Genomic DNA, 24,882 nt, shown 5'->3' with positions numbered 1-24,882 from the left:
CCGCAGCTTCCGCAGCGCGAACGCGAACCGCGAAACCGGCCCCGCGCCCGGATCCACCGGACTCTCCCGACGCGGCATCCCAGCCCCCTGCCCGACGGTGACGTTTGACGCGCGGAAACCTACGCACCCGGTCCGACCCTGGCAAGACCCCTCAAAAGCGACCCCACGCACCCAAGCCGCCCACGCCCGGTCCGGCCGTCGCGTTGTTGCTCGGGCTGGACGGACCTGCGCAACAACAGGCGGACGCCGAAGACTTTTCCCCGGAGCGGTCGCCCGGACCGCAACGGGGGGGTCCGGGCGGCTGCCCCGGTTCGCCGTCCGGGCAACGGGGGAGGCCGGACAGCCACGAGCCGGGGCGCGGGCGGCCCCGCCACCGGCTGTCGCTCCGCGGGGGCGGCCCGGGACGCACTGACCGGGACGCGCCGGTGACGCCATGGGGACGGCGTCACCGGGCCCCGCCGCACGGGCGAGGGCCGGCCGCACGGGCGAGGGCCATGAGTGGCGCCCGGCAGCGGACGCCGGGCCCGGCGAGGAGCGCGGCTCCCGCCGTCAGCGGTACGCGTTCCCGACGGGCTCCCCCTTGCACGGCCACGGCCAGGGTGGCGCGGTCGGCGGGAAAGTGGTGCCCGCGATTCCGCCAGCGTGACCGATACCCCACCGCACCGCCTTCGGCCATTGTGCGGCGGCCTTCTTCCGTGGCCGCCCGGCGCCGCGAAACCCTGGCCACTCGGACCTCGCCCCTCGACGAAAGGGTGTCCCCCGTGTCTCCTGCCTCCCCGTAACCCGACGCCGGCCCCGTCGGCCCCGTCGGCCCCGTCGGCCCCCGCTGATGCGGGCCCTGGTCACCGGTGCCGCCGGTTTCATCGGGCCCCACCCGTGCGACCGTCTGCTCGCCGAGGGGCACGAGGTCCTCGGGGTGGACGCCCTCACCGACACGTACGACCCCGCGCTCAAGGAGCGCAACGCCGAGCGGCTGCGCGCGCGGCCCGCTTTCACCTTCCGGGGCGAGGAACTGCTCGGGCTCCCCCTCGCGAAGCTGCTCGACGACGCCGACGTCGTCTTCCATCTGGCCGGTCAGCCCGGCGTCCGCACGTCCTGGGGCGAGGAGTTCGCCACCTACGTGCGGCGCAACGTCCTCACCACCCACGCGCTGCTGGAGGCCGCCAGGGCCGTCGGCGTCGGCCCGCCGCGCAAGCTGGTGTACGCCTCCAGTTCGTCGGTGTACGGGCAGGCCGCTTCCTACCCGACCGCGGAGACGCGGCGTCCGCGCCGGTGTCCCCGTACGGGGTGACCAAGCTCGCCGGTGAGCAACTGTGCGAGGTGTACCGCGAGACCTTCGGCGTCCCCACGGTGGCGCTGCGGCTGTTCAGTGTCTACGGGCCCTGTCAGCGCCCGGACATGGCGTTCGCCCGGCTGGTGCGTGCCGCGGCCCGCGACGAGCCCTTCACCGTGTACGGGGACGGCTGCCAGACCCGCGACTTCACCTTCGTCTCCGATGTCGTGGACGCCCTGTACCGCGCCTCCCTGTCGGCGTTCGCGGGGGTGGCGAACGTCGGCGGGGGCAGCCGGGTGTCGCTCAACGAAGCCATCGACGTGCTGCGGTCGCTGGCGGGCCCGGTGAAGGTGGAGCGGGTGGGGACGGCGCCGCGGGACGTGCGGGACACCGGGGCTGACATCTCGCTGGCCGCGCGTGCCTTCGGCTACGTGCCGCGCGTGGCGCTGCGGGACGGTCTGGCCACGATGCTCGACGAGCACTGGCCGGGCTGGCGGGAGAAGGGGACAGGGGCGGGGCAGGGGGCGGGGCAGGGGGCGGGCTCGTGAGCGGCCCGGTCGCGGGCAGGATCTCGTTCTGCGTGACGTGCAAGAACCGCCTCTGGCAACTGCGCCGGACCCTGCCGGAGAACCTGGAGCGCGCCGAGGCCGACGGCAACGCCGAGGTCGTCCTCGTCAACTACGACTCGCGCGACGGCATGGACGAGTGGGTCCGCACGTTCCGGCCGCACATCGAGCGCGGCCTGCTGCGCTATCTGCACCTGCGGGACGCGCCGCACTTCCACATGTCGAAGGCGAAGAACCTCGCGCACTTCGGGGCCACGGGTGAGTTCCTGGTCAATGTGGACGCGGACAACTTCATCGGTGACACCGTCCCGGCGTGGCGCGCGCAGTGGGCGCGGGCCTACGACACGCTCATCCACGGCTTCGTCGCCGAGACCGACAAGGGGCAGGTCGGTGAGCGGGACGGCCTCCCGGCCGAGGGCAACGGGACCAGCGGACGCATCGGCCTGCCCCGTCGGCACTTCATGGCCCTGGGAGGCTACGACGAGGAGATGCTGCCCATGTCCCAGCAGGACGTCGATCTGATCGACCGGGCGCGGGCATCGGGGCTCGCCGTCGTGCGGCTGCCGCAGCCGGGCCGCGCCTCGATCCCCAACAGCATCGAGGACAAGCTGCGCGACACCGGGCTGCCGTTCGGCTGGGAGGAGATGCGGCGGCACAACCTCGAACGCCGCCGCGAGAACCTGCGGCTGGGCCGCCTCACCGCGAACCCGGGGCGCGTCCCCGTGCGGGTCCTGGTCGACTTCACGCGGGAGACCGAGATCTGACCGGTGTCCGAGGGGGGCGGCAGTCGTCAGAGCGCCGACCAGTCCCCGCTCTCCGCGACGGAGCGCAGCGGCACCTCGTCGGGCTCGGGCAGATGGAAGCCCTCCAGCCGGTCGCCCGCGCCCAGCAGTTGGCGCTGTACCGGGGTGAGCCCGGCGAGGCGTTCCGGAGAGAGGTCGTACGGCTCGATGGGGCGGATCCAGCGGTAGGCGTACGCGTAGAACAGGGTCATCCGGATGTGGCCCGAGCGGTTGGCGCCGACGGTGTGCCAGAGCCGGGAGTCGATCAGGATCGCGGATCCGGCCGGGGCCAGGACGGGCACCGAGCCGGGCGGGCGCGGCCCGGTCGGCCGGTCCGTCGACGGCCCCGTGTGGGAGCCGGGGATCACCAGCGGCCCGCCGCCCTCGGCACCGGCGATATCGGTGAGCGGATAGGAGACCTTCACCGAGAGCAGCGGCAGCGGATGAGGCAGCGTGTAGGTGATGCCTTGCAGGTCACGGTGCCAGTTGAAGGGGTACTCGAACTCTTCGGGCAGCGATTCGTTGCGGTCGAGGTGGGAGTGGTAGACGAAGATGTTCGGGCCCAGTGCCCCGCACACGGCGGGCAGGGTGGTGGCCAGCGCCAGGGGTTCGAGGAAGGCCGGTTCCAGTTCCTGGATCGCGAACAGCATCCGGCGGCGCGGCGTGTAGTAGTCGCGGGCGCGGTCCCGGAACCGCTCGTGCGCGCGGTGCGCCGCTTCGGAGAGGCGTTCCAACAGCGGCGGGGAAAGCGCGCCGGGAATCACCTCGTATCCGTGTTCCGCGAGGGTGGGCGTCCGTACCGTCGACGTACTGGTCATTTCCCGTCTCCCGTCCGCATCCTCCGTGGATGATTCCCTGTCGCACAAGATTGCTTGGCAAGATTTCTTGGGAAGTGACGCATCGCCGGGGCAGAGAAGGCCGGCCGATTCTCCGTTCACTGTAGACGCGGACCCCATCGGGCGGAGGATCGCCTCTTGCGAATGGCCTGATGTGAGCGCAGCACACACGATTTCCGGTACGGCTTTTCGCGGCCCGCGCCAGGGCGGTTGACGCCCTTCGGGCAGGGGCAGGCATCAGGAACCCGCACCGAGAACACGCGCAATCCCGGAGAATCGTTCGGCGACACCGGAGGAATCGGTGACGAATTCACGCTGGCAGCACCAGGAGGAGATACCGGGGGTGCGCCTTGAGGTCGATCCCGCGCTCGCGGCGCGCGACCGCGCGTGCCCCGTCGGACGGATCAGCCTCTCCGGCGGCCGTCCGGCCTGGCTGGTCACCGGCTGGGCCGAGACCCGGCGGCTGTTCACCCACCCGGCCTTCAGCCGCACCCTGGCCACCGGACTGCCCGCGAAGGGGGTCGAACCGACCTTCATGCTGGACATGGATCCGCCGCGCCAGTCCCGTATCCGCAGCAGGGCGGCGGGCGCGTTCACCCACCGCCGCGTCGAGCGACTGCGTCCGCGCTCCGAGCGGATCGCCGAGGGGCTGCTCGACGCCATGGCCGCCGAGGGCGAACCGGCAGACCTCGTCGGGCAGTACGCGCACCCGCTGCCGCTGACGGTGATGTGCGATCTGCTGGGCGTGCCCGCCTCGGACCGCGAGGTGCTCCGCCCCTGGTCGGAGGTGCTGCTGTCGCTGACGGCCCATACGCAGGAGGAGATCGACGCCGCGTGCGCGGGGCTGGACGCCTATATGGCCGAGCTGCTGCGGCGGCGCCGGGCCCGACCGGCCGACGACCTGCTCTCGGCCCTGGTCCACGACCCGCGCCAGAGCGGCGACGACCCGCTCACCGAGGACGAACTGGTGCATCTGAGCGTGAGCCTGCTGGTCTCCGGCTTCCCCGCGACGGCCAGTCAGATCACCAACTTCAGCTACACCCTGCTCAGCAGCCCCCGGCTGTGGCGGCGGCTGCGCGACGATCCCGCGCTGCTGCCCCGCGCCGTGGAGGAACTGCTGCGCTTCGTCCCGCTGGGGTCCGACGCGGGGCTGCCCCGCGTCGCCACCGAGGACGTGGAGATCGGCGGACAGCTCATCCGGGCGGGCGAGACGGTCATGGTGTCGCGCCCTTCGGCCAACCGCGACGAGGCGGTCTTCGCCCGACCCGACGAGATCGACCTCGCCCGCGCCGACAACCCTCACCTGGCCTTCGGGCACGGCATCCACCACTGTCTGGGCGTGCACCTGGCCCGGATGGAACTACAGGTCGCCCTCGGCCGCCTCCTTGCGCGCTTCCCCGGCCTGCGCATCGCCGTGCCCACGGACGAACTGGTCTGGCGGACGGGGCTGGTGGTGCGCGGGTTGCGGGAGCTGCCGGTGGCGTGGACGGACGGCTGAGCGGACGGCCGTGGTCACGGCCACGGGGCCGACGAGCCTGTCCGGTCGGCCGGCCGCTCACACGTGCCCGAAATAGTCGCGGTGCGCCACCACTCCGTAGGCGTAGTCCAGGAGCGTGCCCCAGCTGAACACGGGGAGGTCCAGGTGCCGCTGGACGGCGCGGGCGAACGGCTGGACGGCACCGCACTCCAGGACCAGCGCACCCATCGAGGGGTGCTGGTCCCTGAACTCGGTGGCCAGGGTGACCACTTCGCGCTCCACGACGGCGTATTCGGCGTGCCGCTTCGCGGGGTCGGGCTCGTTGTAGAGCCGCACCAGGGTCGGGCAGTGCCCGGATTCGACGATGCCGGTCACCGGATATCCGGCGTGGTCGTCCGGCGCGATGCCCACCGCCTCCAGGTGACCGCCGGTGAGGTGGTCGCGGAAGGCCACCATGAGCCCCACCGTCCGGTGCGCGCCGACGACGGCCCTGGCCAGCGGTGCTTGCAGCAGACTGGACATGAAGACCGGCACGTCGAGCGCGTCGGCGACCGTCCGCTGGAAGTACGCGAAATAGCCGCACTCGGCGGCGACCGCCCGGCACCCCAGGTCCTGGAGCCGCCGCGCCGACGCGATGACCGGCTCCACACAGGCCGACTTGTCCCGCTCGAAGATCAGCTCGTCGAATCCGATTCCCCTGGCGATGTCGTACTGAATGGGGAACGGGTACGCGCTCGGGTTGCGCATGTCGCCGGGGAACCCGGGATACACGTCATCGACGAGCATGATGCCGAGACCCATTCCGTAGGCGAGATGCTGTTTTCTGGACCATATTTCGGTCAGCCCCGTGTCACGGCCTGAGTACCACATCGCGCTCCTTTCAGGTATGCGCCGGAGATACGCGATCGGCAGAAAAGCGGCCTGTGCGCGTTCCGGTTCCCGCCTACGCTGTCCCCATGGATTACGCCATCGCCTTACCTTTCGGCGGCCCGGGTGTGGTCGACCCGGAATGGGTCGGAGAATTCGCCCGGCACGCCGAGTCGTGCGGATTCGAGTCCCTGGTCGCCGCCGAACACTCCGTCATGGTGAGCGGCACATCGAGCACCTACCCGTACAGTCCCGACGGGCGGCTCCCGGTCGTCCCCGACTGCCCGGTCCCCGACCCGCTGGAGCTGCTGAGCTTCCTCGCGGCACGCACCGCCACCATCGGGCTGGCGACCGGCGTGCTGATCCTCCCCCACCACCATCCCGTCGTCCTGGCCAAGCGTGCCGCCACCCTCGACGCGCTGTCGGGCGGGCGGCTGCGGCTGTGCGTGGGTGTCGGGTGGCTGCGCGAGGAGACCGAGGCGTGCGGGGTGGACTTCGCCACGCGCGGCCGGAGGGCGGACGAGCAGGTGCGGGTGCTGCGCACGCTGTGGTCGCACGACGGGCCCGAAGGGGCCACGCACGAGGGGGAGTTCTTCCGCTTCGAGAGGGTGCTGTGCCGCCCACGGCCACGGCGGGCCACGGGCATCCCCCTCCACTTCGGCGGGCACAGCACCGCCGCCGCGCGCCGGGCCGGGCGGTACGGCGACGGGTTCCAGCCGCTCGGCGTCGAGGGTGCCGAGCTGACGCGTCTGGCCGGGGTGATGCGGGACGAGGCGGAACGGTACGGGCGTGACCCGGACGCGCTGGAACTGTCGCTGTACCGGGGGCTCGGGGAGCTGACGGCGGAGGAGGCCGCCGGTCTGGCGGATCTCGGCGTCCACCGGATCGTGCTCCAGACGGGGGCTGGCGCCGAGGCGGACCTGGAGCGGCACAAGGACGCGATGTCCGCGTGCGCGGCACGTCTCTTCGCGGACCGCGCCCTCCCCCGTCGCGACGTTCCGGGCCGCGACGTTCCGGGCCGCGACGTTCCGGGCCGCGCCACGGCACGCTGATCCCCGCGCACCGGACCGCGCCGGGTGGCGCCACGCCGTCATGTCGCCCGGCGCCGACGCGCGGTGAGCCACACCCCGGCGCTCGGGCGGAGGTTCGTCGCGACGGTCAGCGCGGGGGTGCGGCGCGGGTGCGGGGCGAACACGTAGCGCTGGAGGGCGTGGGCCAGGACGAGCAGCCCGAGCGTCATGGAGAACTCCCGCGCCACACAGCTCCGGCGCCCGCCGCCGAACGGCATCCACGCCTGCCGGTGCCGCGCCCGAACGCCACCCGCACCACCGCCCGAGCCGGCGCCCGTCGCGAACCTCCGGGGGTCGAACCGTTCGGGCGCCTCCCAGATCTCCGGATGGGTGTGGATGCGGTGGATCAGCACGACCACGACGGTGCCGCCCGGGACGAGGACGCCGTCGATGACGTCGTCGCGTGCGGCGCGGCGCTGCACCCAGTACGTCGGCGGGCACAGGCGCAGCGCCTCTTTCAGCACCGTCCGCAGATACGGCAGCGCGGCCAGGTCCTCGAAGCGGGGGCACCGGCCGCCGAGGGCACGGTCGAGTTCGGCGCGCGCTGTGTGCTGGACGTCGGGGTGGCGTGCCAGCAGGTGCAGCGCCCAGCTCACCGAGATCGCCAGGGGTTCAGCGCCGAGCAGCAGCGACACCGCCTCGTCCCGCAGCCCCTCGGCGTCCAGCTCCCGCTCGGCCGCCGACATCAGGTCGACCAGCTCCGGACGGCGGCCCGGACCCTCACCGCCCAGGTCCCGGCCCCGGTCCCGGTCACCGTCACGGCGGGAGACGACGTCCAGGACGGTGCGCTCGATGACCCCGATCGCCCTGCGCTGGCGGCCCCGTCCGGGGAACGGGAGCCAGGCGGGCACGGCGGAGGCCAGCATGCCGACCCACATGTAGTTCATGATCTGGTCGAAGGCCCGGTCCACGCGCCGGATCTCGTCGTCCGAGATCGGCGCCCCGTACAGCAGCTCGGCCAGCGCGCTGGTGACGGCCGCGGTGACGCGGGGCACCACGTCGAGCCCCGTTCCGCCCGCGCCCGCCGACGCGGGCAGCCAGTCGTCGGCGCGGTGGCCGACGAGCCGCGCCATGTAGTCCGTCATCGACTTCAGCGCCGCCTGCCGGAACGCGGGGCCGACGAGGTCGCGGCGGCTCTGCCAGTGCGCGTCCTCCACGTCGATGGTGGACAGCCCCTGCCCGGTCAGCGGCAGCAGCGTGGCCCGGAAGCCGGTGGCGCCGCCCTTGTCGCGGTAGTTGTCCGCGTGGTCGACGAGGATGTGGTGCGCGTGCCGGGGGTGCCCGGCAGCGACCAGCCGGGTGACGCCGAGGTCCAGCTCGTAGAGGTCGCCGTGCGCGCGCCCCGCCTCGGCCCAGAACGACTCCTTGCGGCGCATCAGGTCCGGCAGACAGCCCAGCACCGGCCAGGTGCGCACCGTGGGCAGGTCCCGCAGGGCCGTCGCTGAGCCCGTCATGCCGCCCGCGTCCCGGTCAGGATGCCGTGCGGGGTCCAGGTGGGCAGCGGGATGCGGCGCAGCTCCGTGAACCCGGCTGCCCGCATCGACGCCTCGTGGCGCGACCAGGGGTAGATCATGCCTCCCTCGGCCGGGAGCGAGGCGAAGTAGACGCTGTCCAGCGCTGCGATGAGCGGTCCGTCCCCGGTGTCGTCGGACATCGAGTTGAACACCGCCACCCGGCCGCCAGGAGCCAGCGCGGTGTGGGCCTTGCGCAGCAGCGCGGTGTTCTCCTCGGGGGTCCAGATGACGAGCTGGTGGGCGAAGAGCACGCAGTCGAAGCCGGTGGGGAAGGGGTCCTCCAGGATGTCGGCCGCGCGCACGGTCACCCGGCCCTGGAGACCGGCCGCGCGGATGGCCTCCTCTGCCAGCGGCACGGACTCGGGGATCTCCAGCACGGTGACGCGCAGGTGCGGGTTGGCCTGCGCGAGGGCTGTCGCGTTGACGGCGTCGCCGCCGCCGCAGTCCAGCAGCGTGCGGGCCCCCGACAGGTCGAGGTGGCGTACGAGGTGCGCGTTGGCCAGTTGCGACCAGGACCGCATGTAGCGGTAGAAGACCTCTTCCATGTGCGGGTTCTGGGAGAGCCTGCGGTAGAGGCCCGTGCCGTCCCCTGGCACCCGGCGCAGTCCGACGTTCGTGTTGTGACGCAGCGAGTCGGTGAAGTCCCGCTGGCTCTCGTACACGACGTACTGCTCGAAGGCGACGGTGTTGACGACGTGCGTCCACTCGTCGCGTTCCATCAGGTCGGTGATCTCCGCCGACAGGCGGCAGGTGGGCCCATCCCTGTGGACCAGGCCCAGCGCGGCGCAGCCGAGCAGCAGGATGTCGCCCGCGCGCTCCTCCAGGTCCAGTGCCGTGCGGATGTCCTTGCTGGTGAGTGGTCCTTTTTCGGCCAGCAGCTCGAAAAGGCCGAGTTCGCATGCCGCGTTGAGGTACTGGAATGCGGCGTGCCCGAACAGGATCATGGAGAATCTGTCCGCGTTTTGCGTGAAGACCGAGCCCTGGGCTGCGGGTCCGGTCTCGCCGGAATGGGTTCCGTAGTCCTGATCGGCTACCACTGCGCCTCCTAGGCGGAGCGTTCGGATCGGGGTGAATACCATTCGGGTGACCTTGTGCGAGGGTGCCCGCCGGATTATTCACTGTCAACTGCGCCCGGTGCTCGCACGGTTCCGGCCCGACCGGCGTAATATGCTCGGCCCCTTTCGGCCAATATCCGAAGGCGGCATGGATTTCGCCCCGCCTCCGCCTGTTCACTCGTTCTGTTCACTCGTGTATCAACGCACCCTCCTCCGAGAAGGGCCGATGCGAGATGTCCGTACACAGCTACGACGAATGGTCACCCCTGCGAGAGGTCATCGTGGGTTCCGGTCTCCGGTACGACGCCCATGAAGTCGAGCTGTCCTTCAAGCTCTTCTTCCACGACGTGGCGGGGCCCTTCTACTACCCCAGCTACGGGGCACCGGTTTCGGGCCGTCTGGAGCTGAAGAAGCAGTACGTGGAGGAGCTGAACGAGGACGTCGAGGAGCTGGCGGCGGCGCTGTCGGCGCTGTCGGTCACCGTACACCGGCCGAAAACGCTCACCCGCTCCGTCGATTTCCGGACCCCCTACTGGGCGGCGAGCTGCGTTCCGGCGCTCAACATACGGGACCAGGCCATGATATTGGGCGACGAGATCATCGAAACGCCTCCGCAGATCCGCGCCCGGTACTTCGAGAACGATCTGCTGAAGCCCGTGTTCTACCGGTACTTCGAGCGGGGCGCGAAATGGACCACCATGCCGCGCCCCGTGATGACGGACAAGTCCTTCGACATCTCCTACGTGTCAGGACAGAACGCTCCGGCCCTCCAGGAAATATCCGATCCGGACTCCTCGGAGTTCGACGTCGGATTCGAAATGCTGCTGGACGCGGCCCAGTGCATGCGATTCGGCCAGGATGTGATCGTGAATGTCGCGACGGAGAACCACGCACTCGCGGTGCGCTGGCTGGAACGCCATCTCGAAGGCAAGTTCCGATTCCACATCATGTACCGGTTCTCGGACAACCACATCGACAGCCTCGTGCTTCCGTTGCGCCCCGGCACCCTCTTGGTGCGCAATCCGGAAGTGACCGAAAAACTGCCCGCGCCGCTCCGCTCGTGGGACCACATCTATCCGCCGGAGCCCGCCGACAGCATCTTCCCGCAGTACGAGGACGACGACATGGTCCTCACCACCCGGTACATCGACATGAACGTCCTGTCCGTGGACGAGAACACGGTGATCGCCAACTCGCTCTTCCCCGACCTCATCAAGGTCCTGGAGAAGAACGGCTTCACCGTCGTCCCGGTGCGGCACCGCCACCGGCGCCTGTTCGGGGGCGGGTTCCACTGCTTCACCCTCGACACCGTCCGGGCGGGAGGGCCAGAGGACTACTTCGGGTGAGGCGCCCCGGCCGGCCCGCCCGCCCCGCCCAACCCGTCAGCCCCGTTCGGCTCGTCAGGCGACGCCGCCGCACGCGCTGACGTTCTGCCCCGTCACCCACGCCGCCGAGGGACCGGCCAGCCACAGCACCGTCCCGGCGACGTCCTCCGGGGTGCCCACTCTGCCCAGCGAGGCCATGCCCGAGGCCCACGCCCGGTCCTCCTCGCGGAAGAGCGCCGTCTCGGTGAAGCCGGGCGACACGGCGTTCACCGTGATCCCGCGCGGCCCCAGCTCCCGCGACAGCGAGCGGACGAACTGCTCAACGGCGCCCTTGCTGGCCAGGTACAGCGGGGTGTGGGGCAGGTAGAGCCGGGTGCCCACAGTGGAGACGGCGACGATCCGGCCGCCGTCCGGGAGCCGCAGTGCGGCCTCGCGCAGGGTGAGGAACATCCCCTTGGCGTTCGTCGCGAAGATGTGGTCGAAGTCCTCCTCCGTGCTCTCCGTCAGCGGCTTCCACACCACGACCCCGGCGTTGGCCACGACGATGTCCACCGTGCCGAAGGCCGCCTCCGCCTCGTCGAACAGCCGCCGGACGTCCGCCTCGCGGGACACGTCAGCGCGCACCGCCACCGCCCGGCCGCCCGCCGCCCGGACCTCGCCGACGGTCTCGTCCGCCGCTTCCGCGTCCCGTACCCAGTTCACGGCCACCCGCGCCCCGGCACCGGCCAGCGCGTGCGTCACCGCCCTGCCGATGCCGCGCGAGCCGCCCGTCACCACCGCGCTCCTGCCGCTGAGCGGGCGGGGGCTGCCGGAGGGGGCGGCGACGCCGGACGGAGCAGGGCCGACGGAGAGGACGGGGCCCGCGTCGGGGCCTTGGGGCGTGTCACCAGACAACGGGCAGCTCCCGGATTCCGTAGACGAACTTCTCCGTGGCGAAGGGGAGGCGCGACACCGGCCCGTCCAGGCGCAGCCCCGGCAGGCGCCGGAACAGCGCCGGGTACGCCACCTGGAGTTCGAGCCGGGCCAGGTGCTGACCAAGGCACTGGTGCGGCCCCTCGCCGAAGGCGAGGTGGCGCCGGACGCCGGGACGCCGCGTGTCCAGACGGTCAGGGCACGCGAACACCTCAGGGTCCCGGCCCGCGAGGTCGTTGGCGCAGATCACCGCGTCACCGGCCCTGATGACGTGTCCGTGCAGGGCGATGTCCGCGAGAGCCACCCGGCGTCGGCCCATGTGCGTGACGGACAGATACCGCAGCAGTTCCTCGACGGCCGCCTCGACCCGCTCCCGGCCGCCCTCCCTGACCACGGCCAGCTCCCCGGGGTGCTGGAGCAGCACGCACGTGCCCAGCGCGATCATGCTCGCCGTCGTCTCCTGACCCGCCGCCAGCAGCAGCCGCGCCTCGCGCGCGCACTCCTCGCGCGTGGTCCTGCCGGAGGCCAGGTGGTCCGTGGCCAGCCGGCTGAGCAGATCGTCCTCGGGAGCGCGCAGCTTGCGCTCGATCAGCTCCCCGAGGTAGCCGGTCAGCGCGCGGGAGGCGGCGAGCGCGGCCTCGGGCGCGCTGCGGGTGTCCACCACCACGGCGTTGGCGTCCTGGAAGAACGCCCGGTCCGCGTACGGCACCCCCAGCAGCTCGCAGATCACCTTCACGGGCACGGCCTGAGCGAACGCCGCGACGAGGTCCACGGGCGGGCCAGCCCGCACCATCGCGTCCAGCAGCCCGTCGACGATCTCCTCGACGCGTGGCCGCAGCGCGGCGATCCGCTGCGGGGTGAACTCGCCCGTGAACCTGCGCCGTCGCACCGCGTGTGCGGGGCCGTCCATGGTGATGAACGTACGGTTGTGATCGCGCGTGGCGTCCTCGGCGGCGCTGACGGCCGGGTAGGCGGGCCGGGTGTCGTCCGCGCTGAGGTGCTTGCTCCGCAGCAGCGCCACCTGGTCAGCGTGCCGGACCACCAGCCAGGCCGTGGCGCCGTTCCACAGCGTCACCCTGGACAGCGGCGCGTCGGCGTGCAGCCCGGACCGCTCGGGCGGCGGATCGAAGGGGCGCCGCGCGGCACGGCGGGTCGTCCAGGCGCGCGGCGGCGGGGGTGGCGTCGTCATCCTGCGCCCTTTCACACGGCGGACGGCGGACGGTGGGCGGTGGGCGATGAGCGGTGGGCGTTCGGTGCGCGGACGGTCCGGGCGGACCGTAGCCCAGGGCGCGTCGGGCCGGAAGTGCGTCCCTGCTCCGGGGAGCCACTTCCGGTCACCGTGGGGCCAGCGGTGCGCGCGCCTTCCCCCGACGTCGGCCGTCTAGGCTGATCCGGCCCGTACGGACATGAGCGATGCGAGACGACGCGGGGAGGACCGATGGACGTCCGCCAACTGGAGTACTTCCTGGCGATCGTCGATTCCGACGGCTTCAACCGGGCCGCCGCGGCCCTGTACGTGTCGCAGCCGTCGCTGTCCCAGGCCGTCCGCGCGCTGGAGCGTGACCTGGGGTCCGCGCTGTTCCACCGGATCGGGCGGCGTGCGGTGCTCACGGAGGCGGGCAAGGCGCTGATCGAGCCCGCCCGCGCCGCCGTCCGCAGCCTGGAGACCGCCCGGGCGAGCGTGGCGTCCGTGCACGAGCTGCGCGCGGGGCGGCTGGATGTGGCGTCGATGCCGTCGCAGGCGGTCGAACCCCTCACGTCGCTGATCCGCGCGTTCAGCGACCGCTATCCAGGGGTGGTCGTGGCCGTGAAGGCGGTCTTCACGGCGCGCGACACGGTCGACGCGGTGCGCACCGGGGCCGTCGAGCTGGGGCTGCTGGCGACTTCCGGGCCGCTGCCGGAGAAGGAGGTCAGCACGACCGCTCTGGAGCGGCAGCGGTTCGTCCTCCTCGTCCCGCCGGGCGACCCACTGGCGCTGCGGGACGACGTGTCGTGCGAGGACCTGGCAGGGCTGCGGCTGATCGTGGGGCAGCCGGGCACCGGCATCCGCGCCTACGTCGACTCGCTGCGCGAACGGGGCATCGCGTTCGAGGTGGCGGCGGAGATCGAGCACCGGGTGGCCCTGCTGCCGCTGGTGCTGGCCGGGGTAGGGCTCGCGGTGGTCACCGAGTCCTGGCGGGACCTGGCCGGGCAGGCGGGCGCGCACGTGCTGGACATCGAGCCAGCGACGGCGCTGAACGTCGGCCTCGTCAGCCGCCGCGGCCCCCTCTCCCCCGCCGCGACGGCCTTCCTGTCCACGGCCCGCGCCCGGACCCCGCACACGTAGCGATACATGTGGCGGCACACGTAGCGACACGCATAGCGATCCGCACCGCTGATAGGCGCCGCTTATAAGGCAGATGCGAACTGCGTCTTGGACGCCGCGCCGAGGGCGTTGCTGGAATCGGCGCCATGACGAACCACCGCACCACGACGGACCACCGCATCGCCCTGATCCCCGGCGACGGCATCGGCGCCGAGGTCCTGCCGCCCGCGCGCCAGGTCCTCGACGTCCTCGGCCGCCGCCACGGCTTCACCCTCGGCTACACCTCCTACGACGACTGGTCGTGCGAGCGGTATCTGCGCGAAGGCGCGATGATGCCCGACGACGGCATCGACCAGCTCCGCGACAAGGACGCCATCCTGCTCGGCGCGGTGGGCTACCCCGGAGTGCCCGACCACGTCTCGCTGTGGGGGCTGCTCATCCCGATCCGCCGCAGCTTCCGCCAGTACGTCAACCTCCGGCCGATCCGGGTCTTCGAGGGCATCGGCAGCCCCGTGCGCGGCGCGGTACCGGGCGAGGTCGACTTCGTCGTCGTCCGCGAGAACGTCGAAGGCGAGTACGGCGAGGCCGGCGGGCGGCTCAACCGGGGCTTCGAGGACGAGATGGCCGTACAGGAGGCCGTGTTCACGCGCGCAGGCGTGACCCGTGTCCTGGACTACGCGTTCCGGCTCGCCGCGCAGCGAGGGGGCAGGCTGACCTCCGCGACGAAGTCGAACGGCATCGTGCACACCATGCCGTTCTGGGACCAGCTCGTCGCCGAACGGGCCCCGCACTTCCCTGATGTGGCCTGGGACCAGGAGCACATCGACGCGCTCGCCGCCAAGTTCGTCCTCGAACCCGCCCGCTTCGACGTCGTCGTCGGATCGAACCTCTTCGGCGACATCCTCAGCGACCTCGCCGCCGCAGTCGCCGGTTCCATCGGCATCGCCCCGGCAGCCAACCTCAACCCGGAGCGCGCGTTCCCTTCCATGTTCGAGCCGGTCCACGGCTCGGCTCCCGACATCGCCGGGCAGGGCGTCGCCAACCCGCTCGGCGCGATCTGGTCGGCGGCCATGATGCTCGACCACCTCGGCCACCCGCGTGCGGCCAAGGACATCACCGACGCGATCGCCGCGACCCTGGCCAAGACCGACACCCGCACCCGCGACCTCGGCGGTACGGCCACCACGGCGGAGTTCACCGACAAGCTCCTCGAACTGCTGTAGCGCGACCGCTCCCTGACGTCCCGTCACCGGACTCCCCCGGTTGCGCCCCGTTCTCGACGAGGAGAAACGACATGGCAGCACCCGCAACCCCCGTACCACCGCAGAAACCGGCGCGAGCGCAGACGCATACGCAGACGCAGACGCAGGCGCGGACGCACACCGAAGTGACGAGGAAACCCTGGTACCGGCAGCTCTACTTCTGGGTGCTGACCGCCATCGTCACCGGCGTTCTCACCGGCTGGCTGTGGCCCTCCGTCGGCACCGCCCTCGAACCGGTCGGCACCACCTTCGTCGCCGCGATCAAGATGCTGATCACGCCGATCGTCTTCCTGACCATCGTGGCGGGCATCGGCGGCGTCGACAGTCTCGGCCGGGTCGGCAGGGTCGGCCTGAAGTCCCTGCTCTACTTCCAGGCGGGCACCCTCGCCGCCCTGCTCGTCGGCCTCATCGCCGTCAACGTCTTCCAGCCCGGCGCCGGTGTCCACGCCCACCCCGGAGACCTCCGCCTGGAGGGGGACGCCGGCCAGTACGTCAAGGACGGCCGGCACCAGGACTGGTGGCACTTCCTGACCGACCTGGTGCCCTCCAGCGCCGTCGGCGCCTTCGCCGAGGGCAACATCCTCCAGGTCATCTTCTTCTCGGTGCTGTTCGGCGTCGCGCTCAAGGCCGTCGGCCCCGTCGGCGAACCTCTCGTCGACGGCGTCCAGCGTCTCAGCACCGTCGTGTTCAAGATCCTGCACTATGTGATGCTGGCCGCTCCCGTGGGCGCCTTCGGTGCCATGGCCTACACCATCGGCGAGTACGGGATCTCCACCCTGACCAGCCTCGGGCAGCTCATCGGGCTCTTCTACGGCACGTCCGCGTTCTTCGTGATCGTCGTCCTCGGCGCGGTCATGGCAGCGCTCAGGCTCAACATCTTCCGGCTGCTGCGCCACCTCCGCGAGGAGTTCGTCCTGGTCCTGGGCACCTCGTCGTCCGAGAGCGCCCTGCCCCGGCTGATGATGAAGCTCGAAGGGCTCGGCGTCCGCCGCGACATCGTCGGACTCACCGTCCCGACCGGCTACTCCTTCAACCTCGACGGCAGCTCCCTCTACCTCTCCCTCGCCGCCGTCTACATCGCCCAGGCCACCGACACTCCCCTGAGCATCGGGCAGCAGCTCGGCCTGCTCGCCGTCATGATCCTCACCTCCAAGGGGTCGGGCGGCATCACCGGCGCGGGCTTCATCGCGCTCGCCGCGACCCTCTCCACCGTCGGCACCGTCCCCGCCGCCGGGATCATGCTCATCTTCGGCATCGACAAGTTCATGTCCGAGTGCCGCGCCCTGACCAACCTCGCGGGCAACGCCGTCGCCACCCTCGTCGTCGCCCGCTGGGAGGGGGCGCTCGACACCGCACACGTCAACACCGTCCTGCACACGGGCAAACCCCCACCACAGCCCGAACCCGAGCCGGAGCCGGACCAGGGGCCCGAGCAGGACCAGGCCGTCGGCCTCCCGGCGGGGCTGCCGACGAAGACGTGACCTCCCGGGGAGGGACGTTCGGGGGAAAGGTGGCGATGTGCCGCGCCAAGCGCAGCACCCAGCCCCTCGACCACACCGCCGAACAGCTCCAGGCCCTCATCGCCGTCGCCGTGGGTGACTGACGGGGTAGACCGAGAGCCCGAAAGCCCGCACCCGCCCCACTGATCCCGATGGCCCGCAACCGCTGACAGAAACTCAGATGTCCTCGGCGCACAGCGCGGTTAGGGTCGGCCGGTGCCCGAGCTGATACGGCTACATGCTGGCCATGCCCCGGCGGTCCTGGCTTTCGAGCTGGCGAACCGCGCCTACTTCGCCGCTTCGGTCTCCGACCGCGGCGACGCCTTCTTCGACCGGTTCACCGACAGGTACCACGCCTTGCTGGCCGAGCAGGAGGCGGGCAGCTGCGCCTTTCACGTGCTCGCCGCCGAGGACGGCTCGGTCATGGGCCGGTTCAACCTGTACGACTTCGAGGACGGTGCCGCCGAACTCGGCTACCGCGTCGCCCAGCACGCCGCCGGGCGCGGTCTGGCGACCGCGACCGTACGGGAGCTGTGCCGCCTGGCGGCGACGCGGTACGGGCTGAGCACACTACGGGCGGCCACCGCCCACGAGAACGCCGCATCCCAGAAAGTGCTGGTCAAGGCCGGGTTCGTCCCCGTCGGCCCGGCCGGGCCGACCAGCCTCGGGGGCAAGCAGGGCACCTGGTACCAGCGCGATCTGAGCCCCGGAAGCCCCTAGCTCTCCACGGCACGAAGGCCGGACACACCTGCCCGTTCTCCCCCATATGTGAGTCTTACGCCTGTTTCGCGGATAACTTGACGTAGGACATCCGTGGAACAGCCGGGAGACAGCACAGTGTCCGACTCACCGCAGCACCGCATCTTCGCCATCCTGGACGCCGACGGCGACGGCGCCATCACCCGTGCGGAATACCTCGCGCGCGTCGACCGCGTGGCCTCCGCCCTGGGCCGCGACGCCCACCACCCCGTCGTGGCCGCCTCGCGCGCCGCCCATGAGGCGGTCTTCCAGGACATGGACGGCGACCATGACGGGCGCGTGACCTTCGAGGAGTACCGCGCATGGGTGGGCCCTGACGCGTTCGAACGCGCCTGCCGGCCCGCCTTGGGCTCCATGTTCGACATCGCCGACACCGATGCCGACGGGCTCCTGAACCGCGACGAGTTCACCCGCCTGCGCACGGCGGCAGGCAACGCCGAAACGGACGCCGCCGCGGCATTCGACGCCCTCGACGCCGATCGCGACGGACTGATCGACCGCGACACCTACCTGACGGGCATCCGGGACTTCGTCACCATGGGCGACTCCCCCATGGCCGCGGCGTACGGCACGGCACACGGCACCGGGCGGCCGGTGCTCGACGCCCGGCCCTGAGCCGTCGCCCAGGCGCCCGCCCCTCGGGACGGGCAGGCATGGAACGGCCCCGCAGGCCGGAGAGAAGAACGGTCCGCGAGGCCGTCGGCGCGGGGTGCCCGGCCGGGCGGGCACCCCGTCTCAGCAGATGTTCTGACTGCTGTTGACCAGGGTGTTGTTGCGGAACGTCGTGTTGGTCCCGCAGGGGTTCTCGTTGATGGCGGAGTTCGTCACCGTGAGGTTCTGGACGGTGATGTCCGAGTTGTTGGGGAACTCCGAGCGCGCGGCGAGCCGGATGTCGCCGCCACCCGTCACGCTGCCGCCCTGCGCCGCGAGGTTCACGTTGTAGCAGTTCTCGATCAGCACCGAGTTGTTGCCGGTGTGGGAGATGTTCACCCGGTCGATGACCGCGCCCCCGCTCTCGGAGACGCAGAAGACACCGCGCCCGCCGCCGCGCGCGACGACCTCGCCGACCCTGATGTTGACGGGATAACCGCTGCCCACCCGGCCGTTCCTGTTGGCCATCCGGAACGCCGCGTATCCGGTGCCGGTGCCCGCGCCGTCGGCGTCGACCTTGGTGACGGTGGCGTTGATGGTCTGGTTCAGCAGCAGGCCGGACTCGCCGACGTTGCGCGCTGTCACCGTGCCGACGGTGAGGCCGTCGACGCCGTACGTCTCCACCGCGTGGCTGCTCGCCCCGGAGACGTACACGTTGTCGATGCGGACGTTCTTCGTCCACTGGCTGGTGTCGCCGCGGTTGTCGATCCGGACACCCAGCCCGCGGGAGAGACGCATGTCGATCTGACCGAGGACGACGTTCTGCACGTTCCGCATGAAGATCCCGTACAGCGGTACCCCGGTGACGTTCAGATGCTGGACCTCGATGTCCCGGGTGCCGCGGGAGTAGACGGGCGCCTGATCGCCGGAGCCGCTGCCGGTCACATTGATGGTGCCGCAGACGTCGAGCACCGTATAGCTCGGCAGGGACACCCTGGAACCCGCGCTGATGGAGCCCGAACCGCGCACGACGACCCGCTCCTTCGAGGTGCGGCCCGCCGTCAGGCTGCCGATGGCCGCCTGCATGGCGGCGCGCATGTCGGTGCCGGTGTAGACGACGCCGCTGCCGCGTCGCGCTGTCCATGTGCTGCCGTTCAGGACGGCCTCCGCCTGGTACGAGCCGTCGCCGCACGCCGCCAGCTCCTGTTGCGGAGCGTCGGCGGCAGGCGTCGGCTGCCCGGCGGCTGCGCCCGTGGGGGCGGCCAGTGCGCCCGCGGCGAGCAGGGCGCTGACAGCGGCGGCGGCGAAGCCGCTCCGGCGGCGGAGGGGTGTGGCAGGTCTGCGTCTCATCGTGTCTTCCCCTTTGCGGGTCATGGTTCGGGGCGCCGTCGCCGTCCGCAGCGCGTGCCGCCCGAAGAGTCGAAACGGATTCGACTGAATCGATTCACATCCAGGGTGTGCGTGACCTGAGAGAACGTGGAGCGCGACGGTGCCGGGCGGTGCGGGGGAACGGTGGGCGGGCGCTGTCCCGTGCGGGCCGTGAGTGTGGCAACGACCGGCGGGGGCGTCAACAAGCGGAACGTGAAGACCCGTTCCACAGCGGAACACGACGCCTCCGGGCACGGCCAGGGCGCGTCGGCATGGATGGAGGTCGTATGTCGCCCGATCGGCGAAGGCCGTGTGTTGCCCGGCAACCGGCAACACACGCCGGATCACGCGTCGGCTGACGGGGATTCCGCGAGGCTGTGCGGGGTGTTGAAGTCGGGCGCTCGCACGGGGTGTTGCCGCACCGCGGGATACGTGAGCGCAACGCGACCTGCTCCCGCCATGCTGACCGCGTCAAGACGCGGCGCTCTCGAAGAGCCTCGAAGAGCGAGGCCCGGGTGTCTGTCCCAGGAGGCTGAGTGTTGTGGACCATCATCTGCTGACGGCGAGATCCGCCCTTGTGCTGTTACTCGGCCTGCTCACCGGTGTGGCGGCCGGAGTGCTCACCCTGCTGTCCGGCGGTGGCACAGCGCGGAGCGTCCTGTGCGGTGCGGCGGCGGCCGGGCTCGCCGTGGGCTTCTTCAACCGGCTCGTCGCCCCCGACCTCGACGCACCCGAGGCGGTGCCGGAACACGGACGGCCGGAGACCTCGGACACCTCGGGCGACTCGGAAAACAGCCGTGGGTGACCTCCAGCCCCTCTCCCCGCGCCTCTCGCACACGGCCAGCGAACTCGCCGTCGCCCTACGGGAGTTGTTCGAGAGTCTTGACGTCTCGGTGCGGCGCTACGCCGCCCGCAGGGCCCGCGACGCGGGCTCCCTCTCCCGCTACCTCAACGGCACCCGCGTGCCGCCCTGGGAGGTGGTCACCGATCTCCTCACCGACGTCGCGGCCCACCGGGGCTACGCCCCGCTGCCGGAGACCATCGACCTCCTGCGCACCCTGCACCAGGCCGCCGTCAGAGCGAGCCCTTCCCCGCGGCACGGCGTCGCGATGCTGGAGCGGCAGCTCGCCGAGGCCGACCGCGATTCGCGGGCCTCGGCCGTCCGCAAGGACGTGCTGGGCGAGGCGCTGCTGGACCGTCGCCACCGGATCGCCGATCTCGAGGTGCGGCTCCATCAGCTCGAAGCGGACTGGGGCGCGGAACGGGCCCGCGTCGAGGCCATGACCGAGGCCGCGCCCGACATCGCCGACCTCGTCAGGGAACGCGACAGCCTCCAGAAGGAAGTCGTCCGCCTGACCGCCGAACTGCGGGACGCGGACCTGCGCCGCGACCGCGCCGAGGAGCGGTGCGCGCTGCTGGAGCGGCAGTTGCAGAGCCTGGAGGACGCACGGCGGGAGGAGGCACTTCCCTCCGTGGCGGGCCAGGTCGTCTCGCCCGCGCGGATGCCCCGCATCCTGATCGTCGACGACCAGCCCGACAACCGGCTGGCGATGACAGCCGTACTGGAGACCCTCGACCAGGAGGTCGTGGCCGTCTCCTCCGGCCGTGAAGCGCTCAAGGCCCTCCTCGACCACGACGACTTCGCCGTCATCCTCATGGACGTCCAGATGCCCGAGATGGACGGCTACGAGACCGCAGCCCAGATCAAGCGCCGCCACCGCAACCGCGACGTCCCCATCATCTTCCTCACCGCCATGGGCACCGACCCCGAACACTCCGCCCGGGGCTACGCCGCCGGCGCGGTCGACTACATCGGCAAGCCCTTCGACCCGTGGGTGCTCCGCGCGAAGGTCGCCGTCTTCACCCGCATCCACCTCGAACGCCGCCTCCACAGCCGATGACCCCGCCTCCGGCTCCGGGGCGCCGGTGCCGGGAGGCGGACCAGGGGTGCCCACGGTCAAGGGAAGCCTCACAAGTGGGCCTGACCGCCGCTCCGGCCTTGCCTATCGGCGCCGGACCTGCTCGACGAGGCCGGTCTCGTAGGCGATCACGACGAGTTGGGCGCGGTCGTGCGCTTGCAGCTTGCTGAACAGGCGGCTGACGTGGGTCTTGACGGTGGCGACGCTGATGTCGAGCCGTGCGCCGATGTCGGCGTTCGAGTGTCCTGCGGCCACGTGGACGAGGACCTCCCTCTCGCGCTCCGTGAGCGGGTCGAGCAGGGCGGGCGAGACGCCGGAGTCGAGGGCGGGGCGGTTGACGAAGTCGCGTATGAGACGACGGGTCACGCTCGGCGCGAGGAGGGCGTCGCCCTCGGCGACGGTGCGTATTCCCGCGAGCAGCTGCTCGGGCGGGGTGTCCTTGAGGACGAACCCGCTGGCGCCCGCCTTGAGGGCGGCGAATACGTACTCGTCAAGGTCGAAGGTGGTGAGGATGACGATCCGGATGGCCTCGGTGGCCGAGTCGCCGAGTAACTGCCGGGTGGCCTCGATGCCGTCCATGTCAGGCATCCGTACGTCCATCAGGATGATGTCGGGCAAGTGCCGACGGCCAGCTGCCACGGTTTCGCGCCCTGTGCTGGTCTCGGCGACGACCTCCATTTCCGCCGCGGCGTTCACGAGCACGCTGAAGCCTGCCCGTACGAGGATGTGGTCGTCGGCTATGACCACCCGGATCGTCATCGCCGGCCTCCGAATGCGGACGTCGGTAAGGGCACCGCAGGTAGTCACCGTACAAGGCCGTACGCGGCCGTGCCCGCGATACGCCCGGTAGTGCCCGTAACCCGTGCGGCCGTGCCCGCAACCCGTACGGCAGCCGCACGGCGGCGGGTCGCCGTCGGGCCACGGTCGGACCGGCGCGTACATCCAGGACTGTACGCCGACGGCCAGTACCTCCCTGGCCGGACGCCCGTACCAGACCGCAGCCTGACGACGCCGGGCCCTCCGCGAAGGCAGGCTTTGAACTGCGGGGAGGCCCGCGGGACAAGAATTCAGCGGACCGTGCAGTGCGGCGAGGCGCTGAGCCCGACCTACGTCATGAAGGCGGAGTTGTGCTCCTTTTCGACAACCATCAGATCGGGCTCCCGGGCGGAAGCCGATGAGCGTGATCGCGCGGTGGTGCTTCCGGCACCGGTTCATCGTCATCGGCGGGTGGCTGCTGCTTCTCGCGGTCCTGGCGGGCGGCGTGCGCGCCGCGGGCGGCTCCTCCTTCTCGGAGGAGTACACCCTGTCCGGCACCGAATCGACCAAGGCCGTAGAGCTGCTGGCGACACAGTTCAAGCGCACCTCCGGCGACACGAACACCATCGTGCTGCACGCGAACAGCGGCAAGGTGACCGACCCGGCCGTCAAGGCCGACGTGAAGAAGATGCTGGCCCGGGTGGCCGAGGTGCCCGAGGTAGGCGCGGTGGCCGACCCGTTCTCCCCCAAGGTCGCGGCGCAGATCAGCCCCGACGCTGAGACCGCCTACGCGACGGTCACCTTCACCGATCAGAAGCAGAACCTGGACACCGAGAACATCCAGCAGGTCGTGGACCTGGGCTCGGAACTGCGCAGCGACGCGCTACAGGTGGAGTTCGGAGGGGCGGCGATCGGGGAGCTGGAGAAGCCCTCGACGTCGAGCAGCGAACTGATCGGCATCCTGGCCGCGGCGATCGTCATGCTGTTCGCGTTCGGGTCCCTGGTGGCGATGGCCATCCCGCTCATCGCCGCTGTCCTCGCGCTGGGCAGCGCGATCTTCTCGATCGACCTCCTCACCCAGGTGATGAGCGTCCCCAGCACCGCCCCGATCATCGCCGCGTTCATCGGTCTCGGCGTCGGCATCGACTATGCGCTGTTCATCGTGGCCCGTCACCGCAACGGCATCCGGGCCGGGCTCAGCCCGGAGGAAGCGACCGTGGCGGCCATGGACACCTCCGGTCGGGCGGTCATCTTCGCGGGCGGCACGGTCGCGGTCGCGATGCTCGGCCTGCTCATCCTCGGGTTCAGCATCCTGTCCGGGATCGGACTGTCGGCAGCGATCATGGTGGCGTTCGCCATCGCGGTCGCCGTGACCCTGCTGCCAGCCCTGTTCGCGGTGTTCGGGATGCGGGTGCTCAGCCGCCGTCAACGCGCCCGGCTCAAGCGTGAAGGGCCAAGTGAGGCCCAGGTCTCCAGCAGGTGGGCCCGATGGGCCGAGTTCGTGCAGAAGCGGCCGGTGCCGCTGACGATCATGGCGACCGTGGCCATGATGGTGCTGGTGATCCCGTTCTTCTCGCTGCGGCTGGGGTCCTCCGACGCTGGCAACAACGCGGGCGACACCACCACACGTCAGGCATACGACCTGCTCGCGGACGGTTTCGGCCCCGGGCACAACGGCCCGCTGCAACTCGTGGCGAAGGTCCCCTCCCCGCAGGCCGCGACCGACTTCACCCGTCTGGGACAGGAGATCGAGAGCGTTCCGGGGGTGGCGTCCGTGCAGACCCCTCCGGCCACGCCCGCCGCGACGGTGCAGACCATGCAGGTCATCCCCACGGCATCCCCGCAGTCGAAACAGACGTCGGACCTCATCGACACGCTGCGCGACCGCGTGATCCCCGCTCACGAGGAGGACGGGCTCACCGTCTACGTCGGCGGGCAGACCGCCGTACACAAGGACTTCGCGTCCGAACTGAGCGGCAAGATGCCGCTCTTCGTGACCATCGTCGTCGTCCTGGGATGTCTGCTGCTGATGCTCGCCTTCCGCAGCGTGCTCATCCCGCTCACCGCGGCGGTGATGAACCTGCTCTCGGCCGGTGCCGGATTCGGCATCGTGGTCGCGGTCTTCCAGTGGGGCTGGGGTTCGTCAGCGCTGGGCGCGGGCCCGGCCGGGCCGGTGGAGTCGTTCCTGCCGCCGATGATGCTGGCCGTCCTGTTCGGGCTGTCGATGGACTACGAGGTGTTCCTGGTCAGCCGCATCCACGAGGAATGGCTCCGTACCGGCGACAACAACCTCGCCGTCCGGCGCGGCCAGGCCGCCACCGGGCAGATCATCACGGCTGTCGCGATCATCATGATCTGCGTGTTCACGGCCTTCGTGTTCATCGGCATGCGCATCATCGCCGAGTTCGGGCTAGGCGTGGCCGTGGCCATCCTGCTCGATGCCCTGGTGGTACGCACGATCCTCGTACCGGCGGCCATGCAGCTGTTCGGGAAATGGAACTGGTACCTGCCCAAGGCGGTCGGCCGGTTCCTGCCCCACGTCTCCGTCGAGGGCCCCGCCGATGCGCCGGCCGGCGGCGAACGGGCCCGCGCCCAGGAACCGGCCGGAGACCGCGCCCAGGAACCGGCCGATGACCACGTTTCGCCGCCTCCGGCCGATGACCGCGCCCAGGCCCCGGCGGATGACCGCGCCTCGCCCCCGGCCGATGGCCAGAGTCCGGTCCTCACCGACAAGCGCGGCGACTGA

At 71.1% G+C, this 24,882-nt stretch carries 21 protein-coding genes and 1 pseudogene; 14 read left to right on the top strand and 8 right to left on the bottom strand.

Going from position 1 to position 24,882, the window contains the following annotated elements; genetic code table 11:
• The first annotated feature begins 829 nt into the window (after window positions 1-829).
• Window positions 830-1,821 (top strand): annotated as a pseudogene (locus tag ACYVOO_RS00650) (NAD-dependent epimerase/dehydratase family protein).
• A complete protein-coding gene (locus ACYVOO_RS00645) occupies window positions 1,818-2,603 on the top strand; it encodes a glycosyltransferase family 2 protein (RefSeq protein ID WP_461013691.1) in 786 nt (261 codons plus the stop codon). The pseudogene ACYVOO_RS00650 and the gene ACYVOO_RS00645 overlap by 4 nt, the downstream one beginning before the upstream one ends.
• Window positions 2,604-2,629: 26 nt before the next feature.
• Here ACYVOO_RS00645 and ACYVOO_RS00640 read toward each other — a convergent pair whose 3' ends face one another.
• A complete protein-coding gene (locus tag ACYVOO_RS00640) occupies window positions 2,630-3,439 on the bottom strand; it encodes a phytanoyl-CoA dioxygenase family protein (protein WP_461013690.1) in 810 nt (269 codons plus the stop codon).
• A gap of 319 nt (window positions 3,440-3,758) precedes the next feature.
• On the opposite strand from ACYVOO_RS00640, the gene ACYVOO_RS00635 reads away from it, so the two are divergent.
• Window positions 3,759-4,955 carry a cytochrome P450 gene (locus ACYVOO_RS00635; protein WP_461013689.1) on the top strand — a complete coding sequence of 399 codons (1,197 nt, stop codon included), beginning with the start codon at window positions 3,759-3,761 and terminating at the stop codon, window positions 4,953-4,955.
• 57 nt (window positions 4,956-5,012) lie between these two features.
• Here ACYVOO_RS00635 and ACYVOO_RS00630 read toward each other — a convergent pair whose 3' ends face one another.
• Window positions 5,013-5,804, bottom strand: a complete 792-nt coding sequence (locus tag ACYVOO_RS00630; protein WP_461013688.1) for an aspartate/glutamate racemase family protein — start codon at window positions 5,802-5,804, stop codon at window positions 5,013-5,015.
• 86 nt (window positions 5,805-5,890) lie between these two features.
• Between ACYVOO_RS00630 and ACYVOO_RS00625 the strand changes: the two genes are divergently transcribed.
• Window positions 5,891-6,853: an LLM class F420-dependent oxidoreductase gene (locus tag ACYVOO_RS00625; RefSeq protein ID WP_461013687.1), complete on the top strand. Its 963-nt coding sequence runs from the start codon at window positions 5,891-5,893 to the stop codon at window positions 6,851-6,853.
• A gap of 38 nt (window positions 6,854-6,891) precedes the next feature.
• Here ACYVOO_RS00625 and ACYVOO_RS00620 read toward each other — a convergent pair whose 3' ends face one another.
• Window positions 6,892-8,325, bottom strand: a complete 1,434-nt coding sequence (locus ACYVOO_RS00620) for a cytochrome P450 (RefSeq protein WP_461013686.1) — start codon at window positions 8,323-8,325, stop codon at window positions 6,892-6,894.
• Entirely contained in the window at window positions 8,322-9,329 is a 1,008-nt protein-coding gene (locus ACYVOO_RS00615; RefSeq protein WP_461013685.1) for a methyltransferase, read from the bottom strand. The genes ACYVOO_RS00620 and ACYVOO_RS00615 overlap by 4 nt, the downstream gene beginning before the upstream one ends.
• Before the next feature lie 344 nt (window positions 9,330-9,673).
• Here ACYVOO_RS00615 and ACYVOO_RS00610 point away from each other — a divergent pair, with 344 nt between their 5' ends.
• A complete protein-coding gene (locus tag ACYVOO_RS00610) occupies window positions 9,674-10,786 on the top strand; it encodes a glycine amidinotransferase (RefSeq protein WP_461013684.1) in 1,113 nt (370 codons plus the stop codon).
• Window positions 10,787-10,840: 54 nt separating this feature from the next.
• Here ACYVOO_RS00610 and ACYVOO_RS00605 read toward each other — a convergent pair whose 3' ends face one another.
• Window positions 10,841-11,659 (bottom strand): SDR family oxidoreductase, encoded by an 819-nt coding sequence (locus ACYVOO_RS00605; protein ID WP_461013683.1) that lies wholly within the window; start codon window positions 11,657-11,659, stop codon window positions 10,841-10,843.
• Entirely contained in the window at window positions 11,649-12,866 is a 1,218-nt protein-coding gene (locus ACYVOO_RS00600) for a cytochrome P450 (protein WP_461013682.1), read from the bottom strand. The genes ACYVOO_RS00605 and ACYVOO_RS00600 overlap by 11 nt, the downstream gene beginning before the upstream one ends.
• A 249-nt stretch (window positions 12,867-13,115) precedes the next feature.
• Between ACYVOO_RS00600 and ACYVOO_RS00595 the strand changes: the two genes are divergently transcribed.
• The 6 genes from ACYVOO_RS00595 to ACYVOO_RS00570 all read left to right on the top strand — a co-directional run bounded on the left by ACYVOO_RS00595 (window position 13,116) and on the right by ACYVOO_RS00570 (window position 18,117).
• Complete coding sequence (locus tag ACYVOO_RS00595) at window positions 13,116-14,003, top strand: LysR family transcriptional regulator (RefSeq protein WP_461013681.1); 888 nt, start codon at window positions 13,116-13,118, stop codon at window positions 14,001-14,003.
• Between the two features lie 125 nt (window positions 14,004-14,128).
• Window positions 14,129-15,205 carry a tartrate dehydrogenase gene (locus ACYVOO_RS00590; protein ID WP_461013680.1) on the top strand — a complete coding sequence of 359 codons (1,077 nt, stop codon included), beginning with the start codon at window positions 14,129-14,131 and terminating at the stop codon, window positions 15,203-15,205.
• Between the two features lie 71 nt (window positions 15,206-15,276).
• Complete coding sequence (gene dctA / locus ACYVOO_RS00585) at window positions 15,277-16,725, top strand: C4-dicarboxylate transporter DctA (protein ID WP_461013679.1); 1,449 nt, start codon at window positions 15,277-15,279, stop codon at window positions 16,723-16,725.
• On the top strand, window positions 16,722-16,847 hold the full coding sequence (locus ACYVOO_RS00580; RefSeq protein ID WP_461013678.1) for a hypothetical protein: 126 nt from the start codon (window positions 16,722-16,724) through the stop codon (window positions 16,845-16,847). The genes dctA and ACYVOO_RS00580 overlap by 4 nt, the downstream gene beginning before the upstream one ends.
• A 112-nt stretch (window positions 16,848-16,959) precedes the next feature.
• The gene (locus ACYVOO_RS00575; protein WP_461013677.1) at window positions 16,960-17,463 is read left to right on the top strand and encodes a GNAT family N-acetyltransferase; all 504 of its coding nucleotides are present in this window, start codon (window positions 16,960-16,962) and stop codon (window positions 17,461-17,463) included.
• 117 nt (window positions 17,464-17,580) lie between these two features.
• On the top strand, window positions 17,581-18,117 hold the full coding sequence (locus ACYVOO_RS00570) for an EF-hand domain-containing protein (protein WP_461013676.1): 537 nt from the start codon (window positions 17,581-17,583) through the stop codon (window positions 18,115-18,117).
• A gap of 120 nt (window positions 18,118-18,237) precedes the next feature.
• Here ACYVOO_RS00570 and ACYVOO_RS00565 read toward each other — a convergent pair whose 3' ends face one another.
• Entirely contained in the window at window positions 18,238-19,443 is a 1,206-nt protein-coding gene (locus ACYVOO_RS00565) for a hypothetical protein (protein WP_461013675.1), read from the bottom strand.
• A 559-nt stretch (window positions 19,444-20,002) separates the two neighbouring features.
• On the opposite strand from ACYVOO_RS00565, the gene ACYVOO_RS00560 reads away from it, so the two are divergent.
• Together ACYVOO_RS00560 and ACYVOO_RS00555 are read left to right on the top strand one after the other, a co-directional pair.
• Window positions 20,003-20,266 (top strand): hypothetical protein, encoded by a 264-nt coding sequence (locus tag ACYVOO_RS00560; protein WP_461013674.1) that lies wholly within the window; start codon window positions 20,003-20,005, stop codon window positions 20,264-20,266.
• A complete protein-coding gene (locus tag ACYVOO_RS00555) occupies window positions 20,259-21,362 on the top strand; it encodes a response regulator (protein ID WP_461013673.1) in 1,104 nt (367 codons plus the stop codon). Before ACYVOO_RS00560 ends, ACYVOO_RS00555 begins: the two co-directional genes overlap by 8 nt.
• A 102-nt stretch (window positions 21,363-21,464) precedes the next feature.
• Here the strand turns inward: ACYVOO_RS00555 and ACYVOO_RS00550 are convergent, their stop codons facing one another.
• Window positions 21,465-22,139, bottom strand: coding sequence for a response regulator (locus tag ACYVOO_RS00550; protein ID WP_461013672.1), 675 nt, complete (start codon window positions 22,137-22,139; stop codon window positions 21,465-21,467).
• A gap of 415 nt (window positions 22,140-22,554) precedes the next feature.
• Here ACYVOO_RS00550 and ACYVOO_RS00545 point away from each other — a divergent pair, with 415 nt between their 5' ends.
• The gene (locus tag ACYVOO_RS00545; protein ID WP_461013671.1) at window positions 22,555-24,882 is read left to right on the top strand and encodes an MMPL family transporter; all 2,328 of its coding nucleotides are present in this window, start codon (window positions 22,555-22,557) and stop codon (window positions 24,880-24,882) included.

It is taken from the genome of Streptomyces daliensis (genome assembly GCF_054782395.1).
Note: the sequence above shows the minus strand (reverse complement) of the source record. Positions and strands in the feature narration are given on the sequence as shown.